Origin of the sequence: Thermoleptolyngbya oregonensis NK1-22 (assembly GCF_032705245.1) — a bacterium.
GTDB classification, from domain to species: Bacteria; Cyanobacteriota; Cyanobacteriia; order Elainellales; family Elainellaceae; genus Thermoleptolyngbya; species Thermoleptolyngbya sichuanensis.
In genome coordinates, this window is sequence record NZ_CP053540.1 from 4,595,832 (window position 1) to 4,621,142 (window position 25,311).

Below are 25,311 nucleotides of genomic sequence, written 5' to 3' on the forward strand. Positions count from 1 at the left end.
GGAGGCGGGGATGCAGGCGAGCGTATTTTGATCGGAAAACGGCTTGGCTTGCTCGCTTCAACGGGATGGGAGCTGCTCTAAGAGGGTGTTTGAAAAGGTATCGCCTGTAATGTTAAGCACTCAGAGATCCCCCCTAGCCCCCCTTAAAAAGGGGGGAAACCGCCTTAAAGTCCCCCTTTTTAAGGGGGATTTAGGGGGATCTTGCACGCTTTGCTACAAACAGTAGGACTTTTCAAACATCCTCTAAGGAAGCGAACCAGATGAACTTACGGCAAGGCTAGCGGCTAGCAAATTTGCAATTATTTAGTCACTCAGTCTCAAAGAGATCGCGATACACGATAGAAAGCACTTGCCGTGATAGAACACTTCGAGAAACAGACAGGACAATTTTGTATAAACTGCTCCTAAACTCGTATTCTGACTATCTATCTTTCAGTAGAGGCCTAGCGTCCTGAGACTCACGGTTAATTATGTGCTTCATAGAAAAATTACAGTGAGAATTGGCGTGTAATTACTGAAGACGCAAGGAATAGAGTCTGACGGTTGCCTGCTATGGTTAGCAAAGGATGCTCTAAATACCCTCTCTAAGTACCATCTCTAAATACCAGATAAAGCGTGAAAATCACTGCATAGAACGGCTACATAAAACGTCTACATAGAACGGCTACACGGCGATTTGCCAAACGATTTAAGGTTTAAGATTGCCTGTGATTTATGATCCGGTCAAGGGTGATCCAGATTTAGGCATCGGATGCAGGCAAGCCGTTTGAGGCAATTCTCGATGGACAGAAGCGTTCCGTTGTGGAGCCAAAAGTATGCTGTTTATGCCCCGTTTTGTGCCCTATGAAGAGGCGATCGCCGCCTAGTTCTACCCAACCCAGCACGTCCAGCCTTGCACCTATCGTCGAATGGTTTCAGCGGCAGGGCTGGGAGCCATTGCCGTTTCAGCAGGAAACCTGGGAGGCGTTTCTGGCGGGGCGCAGCGGGCTGGTGCAGGTGCCCACTGGGTCTGGCAAAACCTATGCGGCGGTCATGGGGGCGATCGCCGCTATGCTGGACGACCCCAAACCAGGGCTGCAACTGCTGTACCTGACCCCGCTGCGATCGCTCTCCCGCGACATCGAGCAATCCATCCGCCGCCCCATCGAAGACATGGGCTGGGATCTGCGGGTCGAGTCGCGCACGGGCGACACCAGCGCCAGCCGCAAAGCCCGCCAGCTCAAAAATATGCCGCAGATTCTGATCACCACGCCAGAATCGCTTGCTCTGATGCTGTCCTACCCTGGGGCAGAGACGCTTTTTGGCAATCTGCGGGCGGTGATTTTGGACGAGTGGCATGAGTTGCTCAGTTCCAAACGGGGCACCCAGACCGAACTCTGCCTTTCGGCACTGCGTCAATTGCGCCCGTCGCTGCAAACCTGGGCCCTGTCGGCCACGCTGGGCAATATCCAGGAAGCTGCCCAGGTCGCCGTGGGCCTGGATATCGAACCCGTGGTGATTCAAACCAACCTCCAGCGGCAAACGATCATTCGCAGTATCTTGCCCGACTCGGTAGACACCTTTCCCTGGGCGGGGCATTTGGGCCTGCGAATGTTTCAGGAACTCGTAGACGCACTGGATATCGAAACCTCCACGCTGATTTTCACCAACACCCGCGCCCAAGCAGAAAAGTGGTATCAGGCGCTCACGTTTGCTCTGCCCGAAGAGGGCGATCGCATTGCGCTGCACCACAGCTCCATCGACGTGCAGGAACGAGAGGCGATCGAAGCAGCCGTGAAAACTGGGGCCATCAAATGGGTCGTCTGCACCTCGTCCCTGGATTTGGGCGTAGACTTTCAGCCCGTGGAGCGGGTCGTGCAAATTGGCAGCGCCAAAAACCTGGCTCGGCTGTTGCAACGGGCCGGGCGATCGGCCCACGTCCCCGCAGGCACGTCCGAGATTTTCTTCCTGCCGACCAACTCGCTGGAGCTATTAGAAATTTCTGCTTTTCGCAATGGATTGGCCCAGGGCGATATCGAAGTGCGCCGCCCGCTCCACAAGCCCTACGACGTGCTAATTCAGCACCTAGTCACCCTGGCCTGTGGAGATGGTTTCACGCCTGCCGACACGCTCTCCACCATTCGCAAAACAGTATCCTACGAACGCTTAACGGATGCCGAATTTACCTGGATACTCGACTTTTTGGAAAAGGGTGGGAAGTCGCTCAGCGCCTACCCAAGGTACAGAAAAATCACGCTGGAGGATGACCGCTATCGTGTCACCGACCTGCAAATTTCCCGAATGCATCGCATGGGTATCGGAACAATTACCTCGAACCAGTCGGTACAGATTCAGTACACCAATCGCCGCAAGATTGGCACGATTGAGGAAAACTTTGCATCCAAGCTGCAAAAGGGCGACGTGTTCTTTTTTGCAGGGCGACAGCTTGAGTTTTTTCAGATGAAAGACATGGTGGTGTATGTCAAAAGCACAAGCAAGAAATCTACCGTAACACCCACCTGGGGTGGCGGAAATCTCGCAATATCCGACACGCTGAGTATGCACCTGAGACGTGAAATTGAACGGAGCCAGGATGCAAGCACGAATCTAGAACTGACCTGCTTGAAACCAATTCTGTCTGCTCAACAGCGCATATCCCATTTGCCCGCCGCAACCGAGTTGCTGATTGAAACCTGCAAGACCCGTGAAGGACAGCATCTTTATGTTTATCCTTTTGAAGGGCGCTTTGTGCATGAGGGGCTGGGCTTTTTGTGGGGCTATCGGTTTGCGCGACAAAAGCAGGCAACGTTTACGATTTCCGTGAATGATTACGGGTTTGAAATCCTCGCGCCCAAAGACTATCCCTTTCGCGAGTTGTTTTCCGAAGACTTTTTTAGCCTGGAAAATCTGGAAGCCGACATTCGCGCCAGCCTCAACCTGTCGGAACTCACTGCTCGCAAGTTTCGCGGCATTGCCCAGATTGCTGGGCTGGTGTTCAAGGGCTATCCCTCTGCCAAAAAGACGGCAGGGCAACTCCAGGTCAGCTCGTCGCTGATTTACGAAGTGTTTTCCAAATATGAACCGGATAACTTGCTGCTGAAGCAGGCAGAGCAAGAAGTCCTCACTGATCAACTGGAGGTGCATCGGCTGGCCAAAACGCTGGATAGAGTGCGATCGCTCTCTCTGGTGTGGCAAACCACCAAGCGCCCGTCGCCCTTTGCCTTTCCGCTGCTGGTGGAGCGGCTCAACTCGCGCCTGTCGAACGAGAGCCTGCTAGAGCGCATCGAGCGGATGAAGCAGCAGTGGGACGGCAAAGCGTGAACCCCAGGCAGAAAAAGCATTTCAGCCAGCGTTCTGTAAAATTGGGGACAAAAAGCTTGATGCGATCGCCCAAGGCTGCTATATTAGTAGACTGTTCAGGACGCATAGCTCAGTTGGTTAGAGCACCACGTTGACATCGTGGGGGTCACTGGTTCGAGTCCAGTTGTGTCCATTGAGTCTGCGTCTATTGGCTGGAGTTGGCCTTCTTGCATCTGGTGTGTAGCCAGTTTTTTTAGCCGATTTCTGGCCGATTTCTAGCTAATTGGGAAACGGGTCAAGTCTTTGTCTGGAATTCTACGGCCAGAGCGTGAAGTATCTGGCAAGACGGCACAACATGCGCTGGACACCGTTTCACATCATTTCACCCCTTCAAAGTGCCGTTTCACAGGTTCGAGTTTGCGATTCAGGATTGACCAGGCAGCTTGTTTGACCAAGCAGATTGCTGTTGGCTGTAGGATTTTCCAGATTGACTTGACCGCTTAAACACAAGATTGCCGTGTGAAGACTGATTTCATAGCGGGTCGTTGTGCTGCGGACGTGAGTTTGGGCATTCTAAACTAAGTCATTCAGCACGCATCTGCTAATCAAACTAATCAAAAACGCGCCGCCGCGATCGCTCGTTTAGCCTTGCCCCCGTAGGCGCGATCGCACGCTGTGTTGTCATCACTTCAAAATCAGGGAAATCGCCATGACTAATGCTTCGGTTAATAATGCGACCAATTCCGCACCCAGTAGCGCTGCCAGTCCTGCGCCTACGCTGGATAGCGCAAAACTCAAGACGTATCGAGATTACGGAATTAGTCGCTTTGAGCAGCTTCTGCTGCAATTACCACCCCAGCCCCACGATGCCGATCGGTTCCTAGATCGGGCGATTCGTCAGCTCACGGGGTTGCCGCCTGCGCCTGCCAGTGCCCATCCCTATCACGGCATCTACGGCACAACGTTCACCATGGCCCATTATCGAGATGGGGGGAGCGATCGCCTGCGAGAGCTGCTGATGAAACAGCCAGAACTACACGCGCTGGATGGAGAAATCGACTCGTTTATCCGACTGCTCTCCGATTTGCCTGCCCGTCCTGCCGGAACCTTACCCTACGTGCGACTGTTTATCTTACCTCAGGACGCACCGCCCCAGCCCCCGCCGCCGAATACTCAGGCCAACTATCCCCCCGCGAAACGGCAATTCGTTACGACAGATCAGATTTTGCAGATCATCGGCTCTAGCCAATTGCGCGATCGTGTAATTGCCATGACCCCCGGCATCAACGCCACCTTCGAGCGATTTGAAATCAACACTCCCCTGCGAATGGCCCATTTCTTTGGTCAGGTGTTGCACGAAAGCGGGGGATTCCGCTATCTGCGCGAAATCTGGGGCCCAACAGATGCCCAGCGCCGCTACGAGCCGCCGTCGAGCCTAGCGCGAAATCTTGGCAACACGCAACCGGGCGATGGCGCACGCTATATGGGGCGCGGCGTAATTCAGCTAACGGGTCGCTCCAACTATGCTCAGTTTTCCAGAGCAATGGGGGTCGATTTTGTAGCAAATCCCGATTTAGTTGCGTCGCCGCAGTATGCCGTCACTGCCGCCGGGTGGTTCTGGCAAACCCGCAACATCAACCAACACGCTGACCGCGACGACCTGATTGCTGTAACCCGCGTGGTGAACGGTGGGCGCAACGGTCTGGCCGATCGCCAAAAATACCTGAACCGGGCAAAGCAGGTGCTAGGCGTTCGCTGATCGACAGAGGATTAGAGGGGGATCAGGCCCGTTCAAAATAGCGGGCCCGCTCCCAACTCGTCACCACTTCATCGAATTTGCGCTGCTCAGTTTTGAAGAAGTGCAGATAGTGGTCAATCGTGGCTTCGCCAAAGGTGTCCCGCGCCCACTGGCTCTTTTCCAGTTCGTGAATAGACTCATTCAGGCTGTGGGGCACCTGCGGCAAATCCCGTGCCTCGTACACATCGCCCTCAAACATCGGCGGCGGCTCGATCTGGTTTTTGATGCCGTCGAGTCCAGCAGCGAGGGTGGCAGCAAAGGCAAGATAAGGATTGGCATCGGCTCCCGGTGCGCGACACTCTAGCCGCAGCGAGGGGCCGTGTCCCAAAATGCGAAAGCCCGCTGTGCGGTTGTCATAGGACCAGGCAATGCCCGTTGGCGCGAAGGAACCTGCTACGTAGCGCTTGTAGGATGTGGGATAGGGCGCGTAGAACGGGAAGATTTCGCGGATATGCGCCATCCAGCCGCCGAGGAACCAGCGAAACAGCGGCGAACTATGCACCGGGCCGAAGGCTTCCTCACCGGGGAATAGCGCTATCTTACCTTCCTGATCCCACAGGCTGGCGTGCAGGTGCATACTCGACCCGGCGTAGCGCTCGTCCCACTTGGACATGAACGTAACGGCGACGTTGTTTTGCCAGGCAATTTCCTTGGCGGCGTGCTTGTAGAGAATGTGGCGATCGCACATTTCCAAAAAATCTGCATAGCGTAAGTTAATCTCCTGCTGCCCCGGCCCCCATTCGCCCTTCGAGAACTCGACAGGAATTCCCGATCGCTCCAAATGCTTGCGGATTGAGCCAATGAGAAACTCCTCCTTGGTGCCCTGGAAGATATGATAATCCTCAATGTAGCTGCCGATGGGCTGAAGGTCATGATAGTTCTTTTGCCGTGCGGTTTCGTAGGAATCGGCAAAGACGTATAGCTCCAGTTCCGAGGCCCCTTTGGCAACATAGCCCAGCGACTTGGCCCGTTCTACCTGCGTCTTCAGCAGGCTGCGCGGCGCAATCTCAACCCGCACATCCTCTTCTTCGTTGTAAACATCGCACAGCACGATCGCCGTTTTCTCTAGCCAAGACGCAACTCGTAGCGTACTCAGATCAGGAATCATGCGAAAGTCGCCATAGCCACTGGCCCAACTGGTGAAGCTGTATCCCGGAACCGGGTCCATTTCCATGTCGCAGGCCAGCAAATAATCGCAGGCGTGAACGCCATCTTGCAGCACGTCGTTCACAAAAAAATCGCCCGTGATCCGCTTGCCGATCAGCCGTCCGTAGAGGTCTGGAAACACGGTGAGGATGGTTTCAATCTGCTCATCCTGAACAAGCTGCGTCAGCGTTTCGACAGTCAATCGGCCACGAGAAGAAGAATGCATAAAGGAATACAAAATAGAAGGATTAGAGAATGGGGAGTGTTGGGCTAGAGAAGTGACAAAGAGACGGACGCTCCATCACTCTGCAATGAAGACACTCTTCCACTCACTGTAATGATCTAACACGGCGAGTCCCAGTTCGCGACCGATGCCGCTGTGCTTCACGCCGCCGAAGGGGGCTTCCAGGTGGACGCTGTGGCCCGTGTTGATAGAGAGAACGCCCGTTTCGATGGCGCGGGCAACGCGGAGGGCGCGGCCGATGTCGCGGGTCCAGATAGAGCCAGAGAGTCCGTAGAGACTGGTGTTGGCGATCGCCACGGCTTCTTCCTCGGTGTCAAACGGGATAGCGCAGAGAACCGGGCCAAAGATTTCTTCCTGGGCAATTTGCATATTGGGCGTGGCGTGGGCGAAGAGGGCAGGCGTGAGGTACGCGCCCCGGTCGAGCGGGGATTCCGTGGGCACTGTGCCGCCGCAGAGCAGGGTTGCGCCTTCCTGCTGCCCCAGCGCGATATAGTCCAACACGCGATCGCGCTGCTGGTTGGAAATCAGCGTACCAATTTCCGTCGATTCGTCGAGCGGTGGGCCAATTCGGAGCGCCTGGAATTGCTGCGTTAGGCGATGCAAAAACTCGTCGTAAACCGGGCGCTGAATCAACAGGCGCGATCGCGCACAGCAGTCCTGCCCGGCGTTGCCCAGCACGCTCCACATTGCCTTGGGAACCGCCAGATCCAGATCCGCATCGGCAAACACCAGATTCGCCGACTTGCCGCCTAGTTCCAGCGTCACACGCTTGAGGTCGTCTGCCGCAGTCCGCATGACGTGCATTCCAATTTCAGTCGAGCCAGTGAAGGAGATCTTTCGCACCAGCGGATGCCGCAGCAGCGCCTCGCCCGCCACCGATCCCGCACCAGGAACCACGTTAAACACACCGGGCGGAATGCCTGCTTCTAGGGCCAGTTCGCCCAACCGCAGCGCTGTGAGCGGCGTTTGGGTTGCAGGCTTTAGCACCACTGGATTGCCCATTGCTAGGGCAGGCGCGACCTTCCAGGCGGTGATGGCGATGGGAAAGTTCCACGGCGCAATCAGCCCACACACGCCGATGGGTTCTCGAAAGGTTAGATGGGTGCCCGCCGCAGCCACAGGAGTTGTCTGTCCGCCGATCTTATTCACTGCTCCGGCGTAATACTCGAAGCAGTCTGCGGCCAGGTTCACCTCGTCGCGGGCATCGCGGATGGGCTTGCCGACGTTGCGGCTTTCCAGTTGGGCCAGCGGTTCCAAATTTTCGCGGATGAGGGTCGCCAGCTTCAGCAACAGTTGGGTGCGATCGCGGCTATTGACGCTGCGCCAGGGCGATCGCACTTGGTCAGCAACCTGCACGGCCCGATCGACATCATCGGCTGTGGCAGCGGCGACTTTGATCCAGGCATCACCTGTGGCGGGGTCGATGAGTTCGGTATATTGCCCTGAGTCAGCGGGTAGGCGATCGCCTCCAATCAATAAATCTTGCGTCACAAAACCTTGCGTCACACTATCACCATCTGTATCAAGTCTGCATCAAGTCTGTATCAAGTCCACGGTCGGGACATTTTCAACCCATTGTTCAAGCGGATTGCAGCAGCGCAAATCAAGCACAAATCAACGATATAAACCAATAACGCAGCCATGCCAATGTGAACCATGCGAGCGATATAGATTGAATGTTCTGAGTGGACGTGGATGCAAAAGCAAAAAAGCAGCGCCCACCCAAAGGTCTGAATCTATTCCATTCAACCTCAGAGCTAAAAGTATGCGGTTATTCCGTATGCTTCCGTAGCTAGCGCTACAAAGTCTGGATTCTGGTGATCCAACCTAAGAGACACCTTAAAAAGATACACAAAAAGATACACCTTAAAAAGTAATAGCGATGTGTGGCGATCGCCAAAAGCATTGAAATGAGCCGATAAGCAACGAAGCCCACTACGAAGCCCACTTCTATGCCAATGGCTCGTGTTCAAGACTTGCCCTAGTCTGCTCAAGACATCAAATGCAAACGGCAAATGCAAAAGTTTCCAGGCGTAGAAGTTGCTCTAGAAATATCTCAAAATATCTCAAAATACCTCAAATCAACTTTCATAGCAGAGCATTCAAGTAGCTGTTAGTCGCCAAAATATGCTCCTGAATCTTGATGCGGGCGAGGTCGGGTCGTCCCAGGCAGATGGCATCCACGATCTGCTGATGCTGATCATTGGCATGGAGACATTGGGATTTGCTATAGGGCGCAGCCGTCAGCAAATCCGACAGTTCAGCATGAATCTCTGCAACAACCGACGACAGCCGATCGGTCTGGGTTGCAGCAGCAATCAGCAGATGAAATCGCGTATCTAGCTTGCGATATTCTGCATGGTTGTTTGCTTGCTCCATTGCGTTAACCAGCGCTTGTAGTTCCCACTTTTGCTCGTCGGTCGCCCGTTGAGCGGCTAGCTCTACCACGCCCGACTCCACCACCAGCCGATGATCCAAAATGCCTGTAATGGAGGTTCCCTTTGCGCTAAGGCGGGTCCGCAGATTTTGTAATGTTTCGGGCACCGGGTGCTTGGAAACAAAGGTGCCCCCCGTGCGTCCCCGACGCGCTACCAAAATGCCCTGCTCGGTCATCAGGCGAATTGCCTCTCGAACGGTAGCCCGACTCACGCCCATAATCTCGGCTATTTCCCGTTCGCTCGGCAGTTGATCGCCGGGTTCATACAGCCCCATCTTCACCGCTGAACTGAGCCGCTCCAGCGTGACTTCAAAGGCATTGACTGTCGGCTTTGGGCCTCGCAGGAGGGCATCAGCCGATTGTCGTGATGTGTTGAAGCTGAGCAGTTCGGTGCTGTGGGGCGCAATTGAAACGGAGGAGTGTATTTGCTGTTGGGACGTTTCGTTTTGGTGCAGGATAGTCATCAGGTGGGAGCGGTTTCTATCACGTCAAAAATAAGAGCGAATTCAAAAATTTACAGGGTGATATTATGGGGCGATCGCCCTGACAGATTTCAGGGCACCTCGAAAAATTCAGATCCTCTTGAGAATGGCTACAAGAAAACGAGAGTTTCAGACTCCTAAAATTCTCAATAAGGCAATTAATCGAGGTGCCCTTCACAACATTTTTCACAACACCACATCTCCGTCCAAAATATCCATCCAGCAGATAGGACAGTTAAGACAGCTAAGGCGCTTAGAAAATGATTTCTGTGCCGTGAGTTTGAATTACCCTAACACAACCTTGAGAAAACTCAGAAGATCAGATCAAAATTCTCACAGAGTCGTCGGCTGGAATCGTTGACCCGTCTTTGAATTAAGTACGGATGAGGGGGTTGAGTTTGTAAACTCAGAATTTTGCACTTCCAGTTCGGCATAATAGCAGATGCGATTGGTGAAATGGGGGCGATCGCCCAACCCTCATCTCCACACCACAAGATCCCTCATCTTAAATGAGTCATTGTAAAGAAAAAAGTCATTTTTTTCGCGCAATCCAGCAGAGATTGGCCGGCGTGCGCTGGCGATCGCCCAACAGCTTATCTGCCAACAGACTAGATAAGTTAAGGACGGCAATCACTGGAGACAGCAACAGCGCCATATTTGCATTAAACTGCTGGGAAACGCCGGGTTTACGCTGGCTGAGCAGCAGATCCATCGCAATCATCAGCGCAGCCGCTCTGAAGACTCCCCCATTCCCTTCAATGTGGATGTCGCAATAACCTTGCTGCTGAAGCAGTTGCTTGATACCCAGCGCAGTGTAGCGGCGATAGTCGTGCGGTTCTAAATGAACTGGACTGACATGGGGAACGCTGCCAATGAAGTAGCCACCCGGCTTGAGGATTCGAGCCATCTCACGCATCGCTTGGCTTGGATCAAGAACATGCTCAAGCACTTGATTGCACAAAACGATATCAACTTCACTATCGCCCAAAGGAATATCCTCTGCCGTCCCGACTCGCTGTTGGATCGGCCGCGTTTCGCCCAGCGGCAGCGCATCTGCCAAGTCAACAACAAGGTACTCCGATGTTTTGGACGCAAAAAAGGGAAAATAGGGCGATCGCCCACCCCCCACATCCGCCAACCGCAAATTAGACCCCTCAATTTGGGCCACTGTGCGCTCCAAAAATCGCCGAATGTGGCGAACATTGTGCCAATTGAAGGCAAAGCAGGTGTTGTAGGGATGAACTCCTAAAATCCAATTTGCGAGAACCTGGCGCATGGGGATAGGCTATACAACCTGAGGGAGAGCTTCCAGCAGCTACGGGCTAAAACGCTAGGGATAAAACGTCAACTGTGGCAGCCCCAGCGTCTCTTCCCAGCCCATCATCAGGTTAAGGCACTGGAGCGCCTGCCCCGCCTGTCCTTTCAGCAAGTTGTCGATGGCAGACATGACGATCACGCGGCCCGTGCGCGAATCTAGTTCGATGCCGATGTAGCAGAGGTTCGTGCCGCAGGCCCACTTGGTTTGGGGATAGGTGCCGCTGGGCAACACGCGCACCCACGGCGCATTGCGGTAGAACGCAGAATAGATAGTGTGCAAGTCGTCGCGCACCAGCCCCGGATCGCGCATGGTGGCGTAAATCGTTGCCAAAATACCGCGCACCATCGGCACTAGATGCGGCGTAAACTGAACCAGCACCTCATGCCCAGCCAGGTCACTACAGACCTGCTCGATTTCGGGCGTGTGGCGATGGCGACCGCCGACGTTGTAGGCGCGGAAGGAACTGTCGGCTTCGGCCAGCAGCATGTCCACCTTGGGGGGCTGGCGACCGCCGCCGGAGGTGCCCGATTTTGCGTCGATGATGGCCGTTTCGGGAATGATCAGCCCTTGCTTGAGCAGCGGCGCAAGGCCCAGCAGGCTGGCAGTCGGATAGCAGCCGGGACAGCCGACGAGTTGGGCTTCGGCGATGCGATCGCGGTATAGCTCTGGCAGCCCGTACACCGCCCTGGGCGCAACCGCAAAATCGTCGCGATCGCCCCCATACCAGGTCTTATAGGTCTGCAAATCGCTGAACCGATAGTCGGCAGACAAGTCCAGCACCTTGCAGCCCTTTTCCAGCAGGCGCGGAGCCATCTTGTAGGCGAGGCCATTGGGTAGGGAGAGAAAGACAACCTGGCAGCGATCGCCAATCGCCTCCACATCTACCGACTCGACCGACAGATTCACTCGATGCCCCAGATGGGGATAGAGTTCTGCAAACGGCTTGCCCGCCGTGCTTTCGCCACCCAGATACGCCAACTCCAGCTTGGGATGCTCCAGCAATAGCCGGACCAGTTGAATGCCGCCATAGCCCGACGCGCCCACAATGCCGACGGGAATACGTTCTGAATCACCCATGATGATTGCCCTTATACAACGCTAGCCTCAGCAGTTTTCACTTCAACAGGTTCAGCCTCAACGGCTGCAAAAATCAGGTTTAGCATTCCATCGTTCAGCATTCCGCCATTGATCGACGGGTGTATATGACGGGTGCCTATACAGATGCTTCGGAGAGGCATCTCAAAAGACAAACCTCCAGATAAACCTCGATACCCTGCATCGCCTGATCGGGTGATGCCCAGCCCCAACCCAAAAACGAGAATCATTCAAATCGTTCAATTCAAATCGTTCAACTAGCTTACAAATTCAGAACTTACGCACTTGCGATAGGCTTTCTGGATTTTGGACAATTTTTCGCAGGCTGCGCCCGCGAAAAATTGTCCAACTGCGTAAGTCCTAAAATTCATAAATCAGTAGGTTAACCATAAAACACCCTGCCCTTTTGCGCTATCCAGAAAAACGAAAGATTTTTGGGAAATCGAGCCGCCCCGCAGAGCCAGCCTGCCTTGACCGCACCGGATTCATACTCGCTAGCATTTTTTGCCAACTGCTGCAAATAAACCTGCCCGCAGCGTAAACCGCCCCCATCATAGCGCCCCGCTTGTCAATGGTTTAGCCGAAAGAGATACAATCGATTTAGCCGATCGCTTCAGAGAACTTTACATTTGAGCCTAATTTCAGCCCGACTCCACTGCTGAGACGGCCCTATTTACCAACCTCTATTTTTCTCTCTTCAATCAGGAATTTTCTCGTGGAACCGCTTACGCCTGCCGCTACACCCGCTCAACCCGCTCCTGCATTCCAATTCGACTCGATCGAGTCTGCCCTGGCCGATCTCAAGGCAGGTCGAATGATCGTCGTGGTCGATGATGAAAACCGCGAAAACGAAGGCGATCTCGTCTGTGCTGCCCAGTTCGCCACGCCCGACATGATCAACTTTATGGCCGTGGAAGCGCGGGGGCTGATCTGCCTGGCCATGACCGGCGAACGGCTCGACCAGCTTGACCTGCCGCTGATGGTCAGCAGCTACACTGACGAAAGCGAGCAGACCGCCTTTACCGTCAGCATCGACGGCGCAACCCACCTCGGCGTAACCACAGGCATCTCCGCCGAAGACCGCGCCCGCACGATTCAAATTGCCCTGAACCCGCTAACCAAGCCCAGCGACCTGCGCCGACCCGGCCACATTTTTCCTCTGCGGGCAAAGGAAGGCGGCGTGCTGAAGCGGGCCGGTCACACAGAAGCGGGCGTAGACCTGGCGCAACTGGCGGGTCTGTATCCGGCGGGCGTGATCTGCGAAATCCAAAACCCTGATGGGTCAATGGCGCGGCTGCCAGAGTTGGTGGAATATTCCCGGCGGCACGGGCTAAAGCTGATCAGCATTGCCGACTTGATTAGCTATCGGCTCCAGCATGAGCGGTTTGTGCATCGCGAGGCGGTGGCGGATCTGCCAACGCAGTTTGGGCACTTCAAAATCTATGCCTATCGAAATCTGCTGGATAATTCCGAGCATGTGGCAATTGTGAAAGGCGATCCGGAGACATTCAAAGACCGCTCGGTGCTGGTGCGCGTGCATTCAGAATGCCTCACTGGAGATTCGTTGGGGTCGCTGCGGTGCGACTGCCGGATGCAGCTTCAGGCGGCGCTGAAGATGATTGAGAACGCAGGTGCGGGCGTGGTGGTCTATCTGCGGCAGGAGGGGCGCGGCATTGGGCTAATTAACAAGCTAAAGGCCTACTCGCTGCAAGATTTGGGGCTGGACACAGTGGAGGCAAACCAGCGATTGGGGTTCCCGGCCGACCAACGCAACTATGGCATGGGCGCACAGATTCTCAACGACATTGGCGTTCGCCAGTTTTGCCTAATTACCAACAATCCGCGCAAGATTGCTGGCCTCAAGGGCTACGGGCTGGAGATGGTGAGCCGGGTGCCGCTGCTGATCGAGGCGACGCCGTTTAATGCTGATTATCTAGCGACGAAAGCAGAGAAACTGGGCCATCTGCTGCTGCAAACCTACCTGCTGACGCTGGCGATTCGCTGGGAAGACGACCCCTCGGTAACGGAGCGCTACGATCGGCTGGAGAAACTGCGCTATCTGGCCAAGGCCCACGATCTGCTGGTGCAGGAAGAGGCGCGGCCAGTGGCGATCGCCCTCTTTAACCAGTCGTCGCTGATCGTGCATCTGGGTTTTGGACAATCGCAGACCGCTAGCCCCGACTGGTTTCAGCAGCCAGAGCATCCCGCGAAACGGGCGATCGCCCAAATTCTCGACCAGGTTGCCGCCTGGCCGACTGTGCAGCAGCTAGAGTTTCTGGTGTCTGCGGGTGGCGACCCCATGACTAACTTGCAGGTGCAACTAGATCGCCAAATCTTTCGACTGAAGCGGGACGACAGCGCCGAGCCAGTGCGTCCGTCGGAGGTCTTTACAAATCTGGCAACCCAGCGGATTTATGTATTTTCCACGCACCCGCCGACGGACTAGCGGCTAAATTTCTACATCCACCCATACCAGGCGATGGTCGGAACTGATAATCGGATCGCCATCGCCCACCAATCGGAACAGGGGATCACCCGGCGCGGGCCAGAAAACACCCGCGCCGACGACCCGGAGATCCGTCGAGGGCAGCACATAGTCGAGGCGGAGGCTCTGGCGACCGAAGCTGGCGGTGTGGAAGCGGGTGGGGCCGATGGCGGTGCTGGCGGCGGCGATTGCCTGTCCGCCTGCGCTACTGGGCGCGAGGTCGGCATTGACGCGGGGATGGTCGAGCAGTTGGGCGATCGCCCCCGGCATTCCGTCGCCATCGATGGGGTCGGCGTTCAGGTCGCCCATAATCACAAACGAAGCCGTGTCGCTCAGACCGCCCCGCTGTCTCCGGTCGTCATAGAGATAGTCGGCGCGGCCGGGCGTAATGTAATCTGCCCACAGCCGCAGTTCGTCGTGGTTGCGGCGGCCGTTGCGGTCTTCGGGCCCGTCGAACACGGGCGGCGTGGGATGGCTGGCAAGGACATGAATCGTGCGATTCCCGCCGGGATCGCTTTGCGAATCGCCAATCAGAATCGGCACGTCCCAGTGGTTTTTGGACGACAGCCGAAACACCGCCAGTTCCTCTGGGGAATACCAGTCACCCGCGTTGGGAGTCGCCGGATCGCTGGGCAGCAGCGCACCGGGCATATCTTTCCACAAAAACATCTGGAACGTCCGCACCTGCTCCTGAACAATGGGGTATTTCGACAGCAGCACCATGCCATATTGCCCAGGAAACAGCCCAAACCCAAACGCATCGCCTCCGTAGGCGCGAGTCCCCGGCGTGGTGCTGACCTGCCCGTCATTATCCAGGTCAAAGCCAGACGGAATGCCCGTGTTGCTGGGCGCGAGATAGACGTAGGGAAAGCGGATGGGCGCAGCGCCGTTGTGTCCCACAGCGAGATAATTTTCCTGAAAGCGACGCACGGCTTCACCCGTCGGGTCATAGTCAAACTCCAGCAGCAGCAGCACGTCAGGGTTCACCCGCTGGATGATTTCGGCGACGGCCTGCACCTGCGGATTGTCGGGCGTTGCCAGATCCGCCAGCAGTTGTCCCTCTGCTTCGCGGTTGAGATAGGCGTTGAACGAGGCAAAGCGAATCGGCGCTGCCCCAGCAGAAGATTGCAACACTCCGAGGCTGAGGCAGGCGGCGATTCCCAGCATTGCTACTTGGCGGAGCGCACTCACTTTTATGCGTGTTCTAACTCTGTTTGTTCTAACCATTGAGAGAAGGCGAGAAAGCATGAATGCCTCTAGGTTTCAGGAATTAGTCGCTATCGGGTCGCCTCTATTGTCTCCTCCTTTAGGGGGAAGTTCAATCTGATTTGGCAAGATTTAATCCGCCGCTCTGCTGAGAAAAAAACTGTAAAAATCTGACCGCTTTCGCTCTAGGGATTGATTTGAAACAAGGGGCATCCAGCGTATAACTAAGTGCAGGATAAATGAGTCACTCAATGATTCAAAAATGATTCAAATGAGTCAAGCGGTGCGTATGAATTAAGTGGATTTCTAAGTCCAACTATCTAATTCAATTAGCGCAGTTCGATTGAGTCAGGCTTGACGAATTGTAACTCTTGGAGGAACTCCCATGAAAACTTGGAACCAACTAAAGCAGTCGATCTATAAAGTGGCGATCGCCTTTTCGTTTGTCGTCCTGATGCTGTTTACCGCCTCGCCTGCTCTTGCATTTGGCTTTGGCAATCAGTCTAGCGCACCCAACGAAGGCGTAGAAAAGCTGGATGGAATCTACGAAAAAGCAGAAGAAGCGCTGGATTCGGGTCTGCAAAGCATGGAAGAAGTGCAAGATCGCGCCCGCAAGGGAATCAATGAAGTTCAGGAAAATGCTGATGTAGATAAGATGAATCGTCCATCCAATTCTCGTCAGGCAGTGACGATTCAAGAAAAAGCTGAGCGTGCCCTGGAAAAGGCAACTCAAAATCGATAGAAACTTACCGATCTGGAAGAAAAATCCCTGAGTTTTTCTGAGACTCAGGGATTTTTATATTCAAACCCCAAGATGAAATCTATTGAAAAGCGGCTAGAAGGGATGGCTGATTGCTTTGCTAGTCATTCGTCCTTCGTCGTTCTATCTTCTGAAGCTATTTACTCTATCAACTATACGATAGTGATATTAGCGGCTCCAAGAGACAAGTTTTTCGACTATTGTTAGTGTCCCGATTTATTCGCCACCCTCAAAATGATCAATCAAGAACAACCATGCTGTAAGGGTTTCAGCAGTTGCCAGATCGAGGTAGCGAAAAACTAAGGACACTAACGATTTTGGATTGGGGATTTTGGATTGGGGATTTTGGATTTTGGATTGAGGGGATGCCCTGCTAAAATCTAAAACCCAAAATCCTCCTTATCTGTTCTTACTCGGTTGCACCAGGGTTGCTGCGGATGTCGCGGTGCAGGTAGCGCAGCACTTCGCCGGGGCGACCGTCGAGGACGATGCCGTGGGGCGGGAAATCCAGGGCGTTCGTCCACTCGAAGCGTTCGGCGTAGCGGAGCAGGTGGAGCCGGTCAATCGCCATCTGAGCGTCTTCGGGCAGGCCGATGATGCAGTGGCGCAGGCGGCGGCGGTGGGGCAGTTCGCAGGTGAGCGGGGGCAGCGAAAACTGGGTCGCCTCCGAGAGTGGGGACGACCAGGTGTATTGAATTTTCAGCATTTGGGGTTTCCTCCTGGAAACAAGGTAGGGAAACCCCGAAAAGATGGCCGCCCAAACGACGCAAAGCAGGTTTCAAGGCGGCCATACAATAGGCAAAGCCCTGAGACAGCCACTACTGTCCTGGGGTCAGGCGTTGGTAGGTGTTGGCGCATCTACCAATGCCGTAATCGACGAACCGGCCAAATTTTCGGGGAGTGAAGATAAGCTGCGCCTTGGAAAAATCACAGCTTGATGGACGATTGTAGTGGATACCCCTGATCGGCGCAAGCAAAATTTTGCTACGGAGTGTGAAGGGGTTTGTCGCCGCTTGGGAGGCAAGATTTCCCTGCCAGAGCTTGACCGCAATGTCGGCCCTAGCTTACCCGCAGCCCGTCTGATCGGCGCAGCACCGCCAGATCTTCCTCGTCCAGTTCTGCGGGGATGCCGCTGCGAATCAGTTCGGCAAAGTCTTCATTGGGCACCATGATGCAGAGTGCATACAGCCGCCCCGACCCGGTGTTTTCAATTTCATGCGTGCCCGTTGCAGGAACCAAAATGCTGTCTCCTGCTGAAATATCAACCGTTTTGCCGTCGCAAGTGGCTCGCCCCTGGCCCTTCAACACAAAAAACATTTCCACAGCAAGCTGATGCCGATTGGGTGGCGTTTTTCCACCCACGTCAAAAATTTCCACGCAATAGGTCAGCGACATATTTGCGCTGATGGGGTCGAATACGATCGCCAGTCGATTTGTATCCTGTGGACTAATGCGAAACGCCTGATAGTCCTTGGGCGTTTTGATCACCGGAATGACGCAGGTTTCGGTAGTCATGGGGGGAGGGAAGAAGGAAAGAATTTTGTTTTTCGTTTTTGCTCCATCACTCACTTCACGGCATCCAGAATTGCGTGAGAGTGAGTAACAAAACCGAAGCACTGATTCACGTTGTAGACCGTGGCTTGCCAGCAGTATTCGGGCGACGTGGTGGCAGTGCAATCGCTAACCAAAATGCAATCGTAGCCAAGAAAGTTAGCATCTTGCAGCGTGGCCATGACGCACTGATCGGCGTTGACTCCGCCAAAGAACAGGGTCGTCCGCCCCAGGTTTCGCAAAATGCTGTCGAGCGGCGTGTCCCAAAAGCCGCTCATGCGATACTTATCGACTTTGATATCTTGCGGCAGTTGCTCCAGTTCGTCCACGACGGCGGCGGCCCAGCTATCTTTTTGCAGGACGGGTGCGCCGTTTTTGGGCAGGGGGTCGCCCAGCCCCACGCCATCGCCGGAACTGTTGTAAACGTGGCGCAGTCCGGCGCTGATGTTGAGCAGGTCGGGTCGGTTGCCCCAGTTGATCCAGAGGATAGGCACGTCCAACCCACGCAACACAGGCAGTAGACCTTGCAGCGGGCCAATGGGGGCGCGGGCGGGGGTCACGTCTACGCCGATGTGTGCTAGCCAGCCGTCGGGATGGCAAAAGTCGTTTTGCATGTCGATGACCAGCATGGCCGCTTTCGCCAGATCGACCCGCAGCGTTTTGGTGTCTGCTTTGAGCGAGATCGGGCGGGGGGGGAGCGGCGGGCGTGTCAGGTCAGCATTGTGGGCATCGACAAGCCAAGCGTTGGGCGGCGTGCCAAGCGATCGCATAGGAAACCTCGTCCAAAGTTGTTATAAAGTTGTTATGACAAGCCAGTATCGACTAGTCCTACGCTAAAAGGCGATCGCCTTCAGTATTCACCGACACTTCTGCGATTGGCAGATTTGCACCACAAAGCTTAATGTGCCACGCTGATTTTAGATTTCTAGATTGCAAGTTTTAGATGGGATTGGGGATGTTGCACTGCGAAACCAGGGACAGGCTCTTTTGGCTATGTTCCCAGAGCCAATCCCTAATCCTCAACCCCGAAAGTCTAGGGCGCATCGCAGTTATGCAAGTTTGCCCTCATCCCCCAGCCCCTTCTCCCAAAAAGGGAGAAGGGGAGCCGGATTGGAAGTCCCTCTCCCAAAGCGGGAGAGGGATTTAGGGTGAGGGTTACAAATAGTGAGATACACCCGAAAGCCTACTCCCCGCAGTAGGCAATCAAATCAATTTCGACATCGCCAAAATCTGCCAGCGCCGACACGCCGACCGTGGTGCGTCCTGGCAGCCGTCCTGATTCAAAGTACGACTTGTAGATATCATTAACTGCGTCGTAGAAGCGAAAATCGGTGACAAAAATCCGCGCCATCACTACCTGGCTAAAGCTGCTACCCGAAGCCTCCAGTACCATCTTCAGATTTTCCATCACCCGCACTGCCTGCTCCTCAATGGGGCCACGCACGACCTCGCCAGTCTTGGGGTCTTCCGCGAGTTGCCCCGTCACAAATAGAAAATCTCCTGCCCGTACCGCATGGCAATAGGGCGCAACACAGGGTAGACCGTCGAGGGTGATGTACTGAAGCATGGTTGGGAACAGGTAGATGAAAAGACAAACAGAATATAGTTTTGTAGGCAGTAATTCAGAGAATTCATTAAATCTGACTTAAATCTGACTTAAATCCGACCTGAATCTAGTTTTAATCATCAATTACTCAAAGCACTGGATATTTTGAACGGTTTATATCCAGTTGCAACTTGAAAGTTGGAACTTAAAAGTAACTGTATTCCCCTACAAACATCCGGTCACTTTAGCGCAAAATGAGCATCCCTTGAAATAGGTACTTTACGGAACTCGCGTGCGGATAGCAGTCAAGAAATGTCATAATCCTGCTGTGCAGGGGCAGCATTCTTGAAAAGTCTTGGATGCTTTTGTGAATGCTATTTCAATGCCATTTGTGATACCTCTCAGGAGGGTTGCGGCAGTTGGCTAATTGTGCTGTTAGGCTTTAAGGGCTGTTAGAGGATGCTTGAAAAGTCCTACTGTTTGTAGCAAAGCGTGCAAGATTCCCCTAAATCCCCCTTAAAAAGGGGGACTTTAAGGCGGTTTCCCCCCTTTTTGAGGGGGGCTAAGGGGGGATCTCTGAGTGCTTAACATTACAGGCGATACCTTTTCAAACACCCTCTTAGGCTTTAGCTTTGCAAAGCACACCCTAAGGCAAGCGCAAGGGGGCGCATCCTAGTTCTGTAAGTTTGCCCTCATCCCCCAGCCCCTTCTCCCAAAAACGGAGAAGGGGAGCCGGATTGGAAGTCCCTCTCTCTCCTGCTTTGGAAGAGGGATTTAGGGTGAGGGTTACAAAAGTGGGATGCACCCAGCGCAAGGATTTTGTTATAGAGCGATTCTGAGGGTTAAACCATTGACAGGCTATACGATTCGGCAGGCATGGATTGCAAGTGAAACGGGGTATGACACGGTAGATGTGCAAATTGAGGGCGGGAGAATTGCGAATATTGCTCCCCAGCTTGACCCCGTGGGAACCGTTGTGGATGGACGCGACAAGCTCCTGTTGCCAGGGTTTGTCAATGCCCATACCCACTCCTCGGAACTGTGGCAGCGGGGGGCAATTTTGCCTTATCCCTTGGAGCTATGGCTGGCGGAACTCTACGACTTTGCGCCCGCCGATCCAGAGCAAGTCTACCTGAGCGCCATTGGTACGGCGGTGGAAACCCTGCTCTCTGGGGGCACCACCGTTGTCGATCATCTGACCATCATGCCGGGTCAAGAACTGGAAACCATTGGCGCGGCGGTGAAGGGCTATCGTGAAGCGGGCATTCGCGCATTTGTTGCGCCGCTGATTCAGGATCAGTCGCTGCCCTCTAGCATTCCCACGGGAGGAACTGCTCAGGTCTACGAGCCGTATGCCCGCACAGCCCAAGAAACGCTAGAGATGATGAGCGAGGCGATCGCCCAGTTTCATCGTCCCGACGACGGTATCTATATTGTGATGGCTCCGACCGGGCCCCAGCTTTGCTCTGACGAACTGTTTGCTGGGTGCAATGAACTGAGCGATCGCCACGGACTCTGCCGCCACACCCACCTGCTAGAGAGCAAAGCCCAAAAGCTGCTGGCAGAAGAAAAATACGGCTGTACGGCAGTGGAATATCTGAAACGGCTGGAGTTCTTGGGGCCACGCACCTCCCTGGCCCATTGCGTCTGGCTCAACGACCACGACATCCAGCTTCTCGCCGCCACAAAATCCACCGTCGTCCACAATCCCCTCAGCAACCTGCGCCTGGGCAGCGGCATTGCGCCAATCTTGAAATATCGGCAGGCCGGGGTAAACGTTACTTTTGGCTGCGACGGCTCCGCCAGCAACGACTCCCAGGACTTGCTCGAAGCGATCAAAATCGGCTCCATCTTGCACAACGTCACCGACTTTGACTATCGCCACTGGATCACACCCCGTCAGGCCGTCAGCATGGCCGCCTTGGGCGGCGCAACCGGGCTGGGAATGCAAGACCAGATCGGCTCCCTAGAGGTAGGAAAGCTGGCAGATCTGGTGCTGTATGACCTCACCAGTCTGTCGCTGTTGCCGCGCACCGACCCCATCGGGCTGCTGGTGTTGGGTCGCCCGGTGCAGGCTGTTCATAGCGCCTGGGTAGGCGGCCGCCAGGTAATTGCCGACGGCAACATGACGACGGTAAATGTCCACCAGCTTCGTCAAGAACTCTTTGCCCGGAGCCAGTGGGATGTCGATCGGCAGTCCCCAACGCGGGATGCGCTGGAGGCACGGTATCGCAGCGTAATGGGATTGCAGGGGGACTGAGCGCAGGGTGATGGCGGGAGGGTGATGGCGGGACGGGACGGACTGATAGAACCCGCTTCAACACGCCATCACGCCCGCCCGCCGATCACAGAACTTGACACGTCATCCCACGTTTGTTGCGCTAAAGTTTCTGAATCGGAGTTTGTGCAACATCCTGGGATTTCGTCATGCTAGGCTTTTTCACCAAATCGGATTATCTGCTGCGAGAGACGCTGCTGGGGCTACGGCGGGGCGGCTGGATGAACTGGGCCGCCATCAGCACCATGACCGTGTTGCTATTCCTATTTGGCATCAGCTTGCAGGCATCCTGGCAACTGGAAGGGTTGCTCAATCAGTTTGGCAGCCAGCTTCAGGTGTCTGTATTCCTCCAGTCGGGAGTGCAGGCCAGCACGCTTGCGCCTCAGGTGCAGGCAATGCCGGAGGTGGCAGAGGTGGTGGCTGTGTCTAAGGAGGAAGCCTGGGAGCAGTTGGTGAAGGAGTTGGGCATCTCCGATATTCGCGGCGCGACGCAGCAGCTAAATGGCAACCCGCTGGTGGACGAGCTAAAGGTGCGGGCGCGGAGTTCTGAGAGCGTGGCAGCCTTGGCGCAGCAGCTAGAGAAAACGCCGGGGGTGGATGCGGTGCAGTATGTTGATGAGGCAGTGCGCCGGATTGCTCAACTGCATCAGGGCTTGGGCTGGATTAGCGCGGGGATTATTACCGTGCTGACGCTGACGGCGATCGCCGTTCTAACCACTACGATTCGTCTGATTGTCATGGCTCGCCGCCGCGAGATCGAGGTCATGCAGTTGGTTGGGGCAACGTCTGCCTGGATCTATCTGCCGTTTATTTTGCAGGGCCTAGCGTTTGGCGTGGTGGGGGCGATCGCCTCCTGGGGCCTCATTTCGGGCGTTCAGGGCTTTATTCATGAACTGCTCAGTCAGCAGGCAGACTTCATTCAGTTTTTGACCGAAGGACTCCGCCTCAGCCCAGAAAAAGCGCTCATCTTGCCGCTAGCATTGCTGGCCCTGGGTAGCTCCGTTGGGCTGCTCGGCAGCCTGTTTGCGGTGCGCCGTTTCGCCACTCGCTAAGCACCCTTCCGCGTTCAGCCGCGACGCTAATCCCAAATCCGTCTACGAAGCAATCCAGATTCCCGTATCGCCTGAAGCAGCAATTGCCACACAGGGTCAAACTCGCGACGGATTTTTGTTTTTGAACGGGCTTTATGATTGCTTCAGAATGACGGCTTCAGGCTAGAATGCTATGTGGGTCATGACTTAACACTTAAATTTTCGAGGTCACCATGAAGTTGATTGCTCAAATTTCACGGAGTCTAAGTCTTGCCCTCTTCGCGCTTGTGCTGATGGTTGGCAGCTTTGTGGCAGTGGTGTCTCCCGCTGCGGCTGAAACCTTCACCGTCAAGATGGGAGCCGATAGCGGCTTGCTCCAGTTTGAGCCTGCCAATATCACCGTTCATCCTGGCGATACCGTGAAGTGGGTGAATAACAAGCTCCCTCCCCATAACATTCTGTTTGATGAGAAGCAAGTTCCCGGCGCTAGCAAAGATTTGGCCGATAAACTGAGCCATAGTCAGCTGATGTTTTCTCCTGGCGAGTCCTACGAGATTACTTTCTCTAGTGATTTCCCTGCCGGAACCTACACCTATTACTGCGCTCCTCACCGGGGAGCTGGCATGGTGGGCAAGATCACGGTCGAAGGCTAGTTTCCCTTGCCTTAGCTCCAACCCGTGGCTCCAAAATGTGTGGCGCTTGACGCACGTCTACGGATGGCTTGCTCTAGTCAAACTCTAGTCAAAGTCTAGTCAAAATCGATTCAGAATTAGGGCTTGTGAGTCCAGCTTGGTTGATGGTTGCCATCGACCTTTCCTGGGTCACAAGCCTTAATTGTTCTTGAATTGTTGGAGAGAATGCTCCGGAAGTTTTGATGCACCTTGAGCAATATCGTTCGCAATAGATATTCCCCCCTGAGCGTCCCCATAGTAGAGTACTCGGTATGAGTTAGCCGGAAAAATTTCCTGTGGTTCCCTTAAACGACGAAAATCCAACCCGAATCACCCCCTATGTCACCTACGGGTTGATTATTGCGAACATTCTGGTCTTTTTGTATGAGATTTCGCTGTCGCAGCCAGAACTGGAGCGGTTTCTGCAAACCTGGGCAGTGGTGCCTCGCCAGCTTACGGCAAGCTTTGGAGATGGCACGGCAGCAATGTCCCCCACCCCGGTTCCAGAATGGGTGACGCTGTTTACCTCCCAGTTTCTCCACGGCGGCTTTTTGCACCTAGCGGGCAATATGCTCTACCTGTGGATCTTCGGTAACAACATTGAAGACAAGCTGGGGCATGGCAAGTTCTTGATTTTTTATCTGGCCTGCGGGGCACTAGCGGCGTTGTGCCAATGGTTTGTTGCGTCGGGATCAGAGATTCCCTCGCTGGGGGCGAGTGGGGCGATCGCCGGAGTGATGGGAGCCTACATCTTGAGATTTCCTAAGGCGCGAATTCTAACGCTGGTGCCGCTGGGGATTATCTTGATTCCCTTCCGAATCCCGGCACTGCTGTTCCTGGGCTTTTGGTTTGTGATGCAGGCGTTTTCTGGTCTAGCCAGTCTAAACGTGACCACTGCGGCGGAAACAGGCGGCATTGCCTACTGGGCCCACGCGGGCGGCTTTATTTTTGGCATGATTTTGGGGCCGCTGCTGGGGCTGTTTAGTGATGGCACTCGCGAGTTTCGTTGAGGCGCGTGTGGGTCGAGCTAGGATAGAGGGAGAAGAGGGAAGAACGAAGAATGAAGAGGGAAGAACGAAGAACGAAGAGGGGAGAACGAAGAGGGGAGAACGAGGTTTTTTGGGGGCGCTTGGTCGCCTGATTGAAGTTCGGAGATCCGGCTATGTATTTGGAGCGGGCGATCGCTATACTGCATGAAAGTACCTTTACGAGGGTGCTGTTTTAGAGTTGCGGGGAATTGGGTGACGGCCGATTCGTGGCGTACTTGGCGATTCCCGGTTTTCCTGTAGACAAAACTAGACCATATTTTTTAGACCATACTCCTTAGACAAGTCCAGACAAGTCCTATGACCTCTTACGCAACTGCTTCTGCCAGAGCCGATTTAAGCGAACTGCGCCGACTGAAATCGCTGCTGCCGCCTGAGTTGCGGAGCTGGGTAACGATCGAAGCGTCGCCTGGAGTCAATCCGCCGCTGATCACCAGTGAGGAGATTGGCAAAGATCAGGTCGAGGTTCAAGTCGATCTGGCCAAGTGGGATGCGCTGGCGCTGGATCAGCGAAACCTGCTGTTCTGGCATGAGGTGGCCCGCATCCAAAACGACACCATTCCTAAGGATGGCTGGGAAATGGCGGCTCTGGCCATCGGCTTGGGCGGCGCGGTTGGCGAACTGTGGGTTCAAGATGGGCTGCTGCTGCTTTTGGCGCTGGGGCTGTGCGGCGTGTCGGGTTGGCGGCTCTATGCCCGAAACAATGGCGAGAAGACGCTGCGGGAGGCAATTGAAGCGGATGAAAAGGCGATCGCCCTAGCGACGCGCTTTGGCTATTCTCTGCCCAATGCCTACAAGAGCCTGGGCAGTGCGCTCAAGATTCTGGTAGAGCAAAGCAAGAACAAAAAGGAGCGCCGCCGCTACGAACTGCGTCTGGACGCGCTGAAGAAGAGTGCTGCTAAGGCAAAAGCTCGCTCGAAGGGAGAAGCGTACTAAGA

19 protein-coding genes and 1 tRNA gene are annotated in these 25,311 nt (G+C 54.7%); 10 read left to right on the plus strand and 10 right to left on the minus strand.

Annotated features, from left to right (window positions below):
* Window positions 1-843: 843 nt before the first annotated feature.
* The 3 genes from HNI00_RS19195 (at window position 844) to HNI00_RS19205 (ending at window position 5,038) form a co-directional block, all read left to right on the plus strand.
* Entirely contained in the window at window positions 844-3,300 is a 2,457-nt protein-coding gene (locus HNI00_RS19195; RefSeq protein WP_316788556.1) for a ligase-associated DNA damage response DEXH box helicase, read from the plus strand.
* A 98-nt stretch (window positions 3,301-3,398) separates the two neighbouring features.
* Window positions 3,399-3,472: transfer RNA gene (locus tag HNI00_RS19200), tRNA-Val, on the plus strand.
* A gap of 516 nt (window positions 3,473-3,988) precedes the next feature.
* Entirely contained in the window at window positions 3,989-5,038 is a 1,050-nt protein-coding gene (locus HNI00_RS19205) for a glycoside hydrolase family 19 protein (protein WP_316788558.1), read from the plus strand.
* Window positions 5,039-5,060: 22 nt separating this feature from the next.
* Here HNI00_RS19205 and HNI00_RS19210 read toward each other — a convergent pair whose 3' ends face one another.
* The 5 genes from HNI00_RS19210 to argC form a co-directional block, all read right to left on the minus strand.
* Window positions 5,061-6,449 carry a glutamine synthetase family protein gene (locus tag HNI00_RS19210; RefSeq protein WP_316788560.1) on the minus strand — a complete coding sequence of 463 codons (1,389 nt, stop codon included), beginning with the start codon at window positions 6,447-6,449 and terminating at the stop codon, window positions 5,061-5,063.
* Between the two features lie 75 nt (window positions 6,450-6,524).
* Window positions 6,525-7,958 carry an aldehyde dehydrogenase family protein gene (locus tag HNI00_RS19215; RefSeq protein ID WP_316788562.1) on the minus strand — a complete coding sequence of 478 codons (1,434 nt, stop codon included), beginning with the start codon at window positions 7,956-7,958 and terminating at the stop codon, window positions 6,525-6,527.
* 597 nt (window positions 7,959-8,555) lie between these two features.
* Complete coding sequence (locus HNI00_RS19220; RefSeq protein WP_316788565.1) at window positions 8,556-9,368, minus strand: FadR/GntR family transcriptional regulator; 813 nt, start codon at window positions 9,366-9,368, stop codon at window positions 8,556-8,558.
* A 550-nt stretch (window positions 9,369-9,918) separates the two neighbouring features.
* Window positions 9,919-10,662 carry a class I SAM-dependent methyltransferase gene (locus HNI00_RS19225; RefSeq protein ID WP_316788567.1) on the minus strand — a complete coding sequence of 248 codons (744 nt, stop codon included), beginning with the start codon at window positions 10,660-10,662 and terminating at the stop codon, window positions 9,919-9,921.
* A gap of 54 nt (window positions 10,663-10,716) precedes the next feature.
* Window positions 10,717-11,781, minus strand: a complete 1,065-nt coding sequence (argC, locus tag HNI00_RS19230; protein WP_316788569.1) for an N-acetyl-gamma-glutamyl-phosphate reductase — start codon at window positions 11,779-11,781, stop codon at window positions 10,717-10,719.
* Window positions 11,782-12,514: 733 nt separating this feature from the next.
* Between argC and ribBA the strand changes: the two genes are divergently transcribed.
* Window positions 12,515-14,245: a bifunctional 3,4-dihydroxy-2-butanone-4-phosphate synthase/GTP cyclohydrolase II gene (gene ribBA, locus HNI00_RS19235; protein ID WP_172357223.1), complete on the plus strand. Its 1,731-nt coding sequence runs from the start codon at window positions 12,515-12,517 to the stop codon at window positions 14,243-14,245.
* Window positions 14,246-14,248: 3 nt separating this feature from the next.
* Here ribBA and HNI00_RS19240 read toward each other — a convergent pair whose 3' ends face one another.
* Complete coding sequence (locus HNI00_RS19240) at window positions 14,249-15,451, minus strand: endonuclease/exonuclease/phosphatase family protein (protein WP_316788572.1); 1,203 nt, start codon at window positions 15,449-15,451, stop codon at window positions 14,249-14,251.
* Between the two features lie 424 nt (window positions 15,452-15,875).
* On the opposite strand from HNI00_RS19240, the gene HNI00_RS19245 reads away from it, so the two are divergent.
* Window positions 15,876-16,232 (plus strand): hypothetical protein, encoded by a 357-nt coding sequence (locus HNI00_RS19245; RefSeq protein WP_068511691.1) that lies wholly within the window; start codon window positions 15,876-15,878, stop codon window positions 16,230-16,232.
* 427 nt (window positions 16,233-16,659) lie between these two features.
* On the opposite strand, the gene HNI00_RS19250 is transcribed toward HNI00_RS19245, so the two are convergent.
* From HNI00_RS19250 to HNI00_RS19265, 4 genes are all read right to left on the minus strand, one after another.
* Window positions 16,660-16,956 (minus strand): hypothetical protein, encoded by a 297-nt coding sequence (locus HNI00_RS19250; RefSeq protein ID WP_316787465.1) that lies wholly within the window; start codon window positions 16,954-16,956, stop codon window positions 16,660-16,662.
* Between the two features lie 353 nt (window positions 16,957-17,309).
* The gene (locus tag HNI00_RS19255) at window positions 17,310-17,765 is read right to left on the minus strand and encodes a cupin domain-containing protein (RefSeq protein WP_316788574.1); all 456 of its coding nucleotides are present in this window, start codon (window positions 17,763-17,765) and stop codon (window positions 17,310-17,312) included.
* 50 nt (window positions 17,766-17,815) lie between these two features.
* Window positions 17,816-18,571, minus strand: coding sequence for a cysteine hydrolase family protein (locus HNI00_RS19260; protein ID WP_316788576.1), 756 nt, complete (start codon window positions 18,569-18,571; stop codon window positions 17,816-17,818).
* Window positions 18,572-18,984: 413 nt separating this feature from the next.
* Entirely contained in the window at window positions 18,985-19,368 is a 384-nt protein-coding gene (locus tag HNI00_RS19265; RefSeq protein ID WP_172355057.1) for a RidA family protein, read from the minus strand.
* Between the two features lie 829 nt (window positions 19,369-20,197).
* Here HNI00_RS19265 and HNI00_RS19270 point away from each other — a divergent pair.
* The 5 genes from HNI00_RS19270 (at window position 20,198) to HNI00_RS19290 (ending at window position 25,309) form a co-directional block, all read left to right on the plus strand.
* Complete coding sequence (locus HNI00_RS19270) at window positions 20,198-21,607, plus strand: amidohydrolase (protein WP_316788580.1); 1,410 nt, start codon at window positions 20,198-20,200, stop codon at window positions 21,605-21,607.
* A 167-nt stretch (window positions 21,608-21,774) separates the two neighbouring features.
* The gene (locus HNI00_RS19275; RefSeq protein WP_316788582.1) at window positions 21,775-22,677 is read left to right on the plus strand and encodes a cell division protein FtsX; all 903 of its coding nucleotides are present in this window, start codon (window positions 21,775-21,777) and stop codon (window positions 22,675-22,677) included.
* A gap of 212 nt (window positions 22,678-22,889) precedes the next feature.
* The gene (petE, locus tag HNI00_RS19280; RefSeq protein WP_316788584.1) at window positions 22,890-23,309 is read left to right on the plus strand and encodes a plastocyanin; all 420 of its coding nucleotides are present in this window, start codon (window positions 22,890-22,892) and stop codon (window positions 23,307-23,309) included.
* A 314-nt stretch (window positions 23,310-23,623) separates the two neighbouring features.
* Window positions 23,624-24,337 (plus strand): rhomboid family intramembrane serine protease, encoded by a 714-nt coding sequence (locus tag HNI00_RS19285; RefSeq protein WP_316788586.1) that lies wholly within the window; start codon window positions 23,624-23,626, stop codon window positions 24,335-24,337.
* A gap of 336 nt (window positions 24,338-24,673) precedes the next feature.
* On the plus strand, window positions 24,674-25,309 hold the full coding sequence (locus HNI00_RS19290) for a DUF3318 domain-containing protein (protein ID WP_172355067.1): 636 nt from the start codon (window positions 24,674-24,676) through the stop codon (window positions 25,307-25,309).
* The last annotated feature ends 2 nt before the right edge of the window (window positions 25,310-25,311 follow it).

Bases quoted from the DNA above. Each gene is read 5' to 3' on its own strand.
- HNI00_RS19195 (WP_316788556.1), top strand. From the start codon at position 844: ATGAAGAGGCGATCGCCGCCTAGTTCTACCCAACCCAGCACGTCCAGC.
- HNI00_RS19205 (WP_316788558.1), top strand. From the start codon at position 3,989: ATGACTAATGCTTCGGTTAATAATGCGACCAATTCCGCACCCAGTAGC.
- HNI00_RS19210 (WP_316788560.1), bottom strand. From the start codon at position 6,449: ATGCATTCTTCTTCTCGTGGCCGATTGACTGTCGAAACGCTGACGCAG.
- HNI00_RS19220 (WP_316788565.1), bottom strand. From the start codon at position 9,368: ATGACTATCCTGCACCAAAACGAAACGTCCCAACAGCAAATACACTCC.
- HNI00_RS19225 (WP_316788567.1), bottom strand. From the start codon at position 10,662: ATGCGCCAGGTTCTCGCAAATTGGATTTTAGGAGTTCATCCCTACAAC.
- argC (WP_316788569.1), bottom strand. From the start codon at position 11,781: ATGGGTGATTCAGAACGTATTCCCGTCGGCATTGTGGGCGCGTCGGGC.
- HNI00_RS19240 (WP_316788572.1), bottom strand. From the start codon at position 15,451: ATGCTGGGAATCGCCGCCTGCCTCAGCCTCGGAGTGTTGCAATCTTCT.
- HNI00_RS19245 (WP_068511691.1), top strand. From the start codon at position 15,876: ATGAAAACTTGGAACCAACTAAAGCAGTCGATCTATAAAGTGGCGATC.
- HNI00_RS19250 (WP_316787465.1), bottom strand. From the start codon at position 16,956: ATGCTGAAAATTCAATACACCTGGTCGTCCCCACTCTCGGAGGCGACC.
- HNI00_RS19255 (WP_316788574.1), bottom strand. From the start codon at position 17,765: ATGACTACCGAAACCTGCGTCATTCCGGTGATCAAAACGCCCAAGGAC.
- HNI00_RS19260 (WP_316788576.1), bottom strand. From the start codon at position 18,571: ATGCGATCGCTTGGCACGCCGCCCAACGCTTGGCTTGTCGATGCCCAC.
- HNI00_RS19265 (WP_172355057.1), bottom strand. From the start codon at position 19,368: ATGCTTCAGTACATCACCCTCGACGGTCTACCCTGTGTTGCGCCCTAT.
- HNI00_RS19275 (WP_316788582.1), top strand. From the start codon at position 21,775: ATGCTAGGCTTTTTCACCAAATCGGATTATCTGCTGCGAGAGACGCTG.
- petE (WP_316788584.1), top strand. From the start codon at position 22,890: ATGAAGTTGATTGCTCAAATTTCACGGAGTCTAAGTCTTGCCCTCTTC.
- HNI00_RS19290 (WP_172355067.1), top strand. From the start codon at position 24,674: ATGACCTCTTACGCAACTGCTTCTGCCAGAGCCGATTTAAGCGAACTG.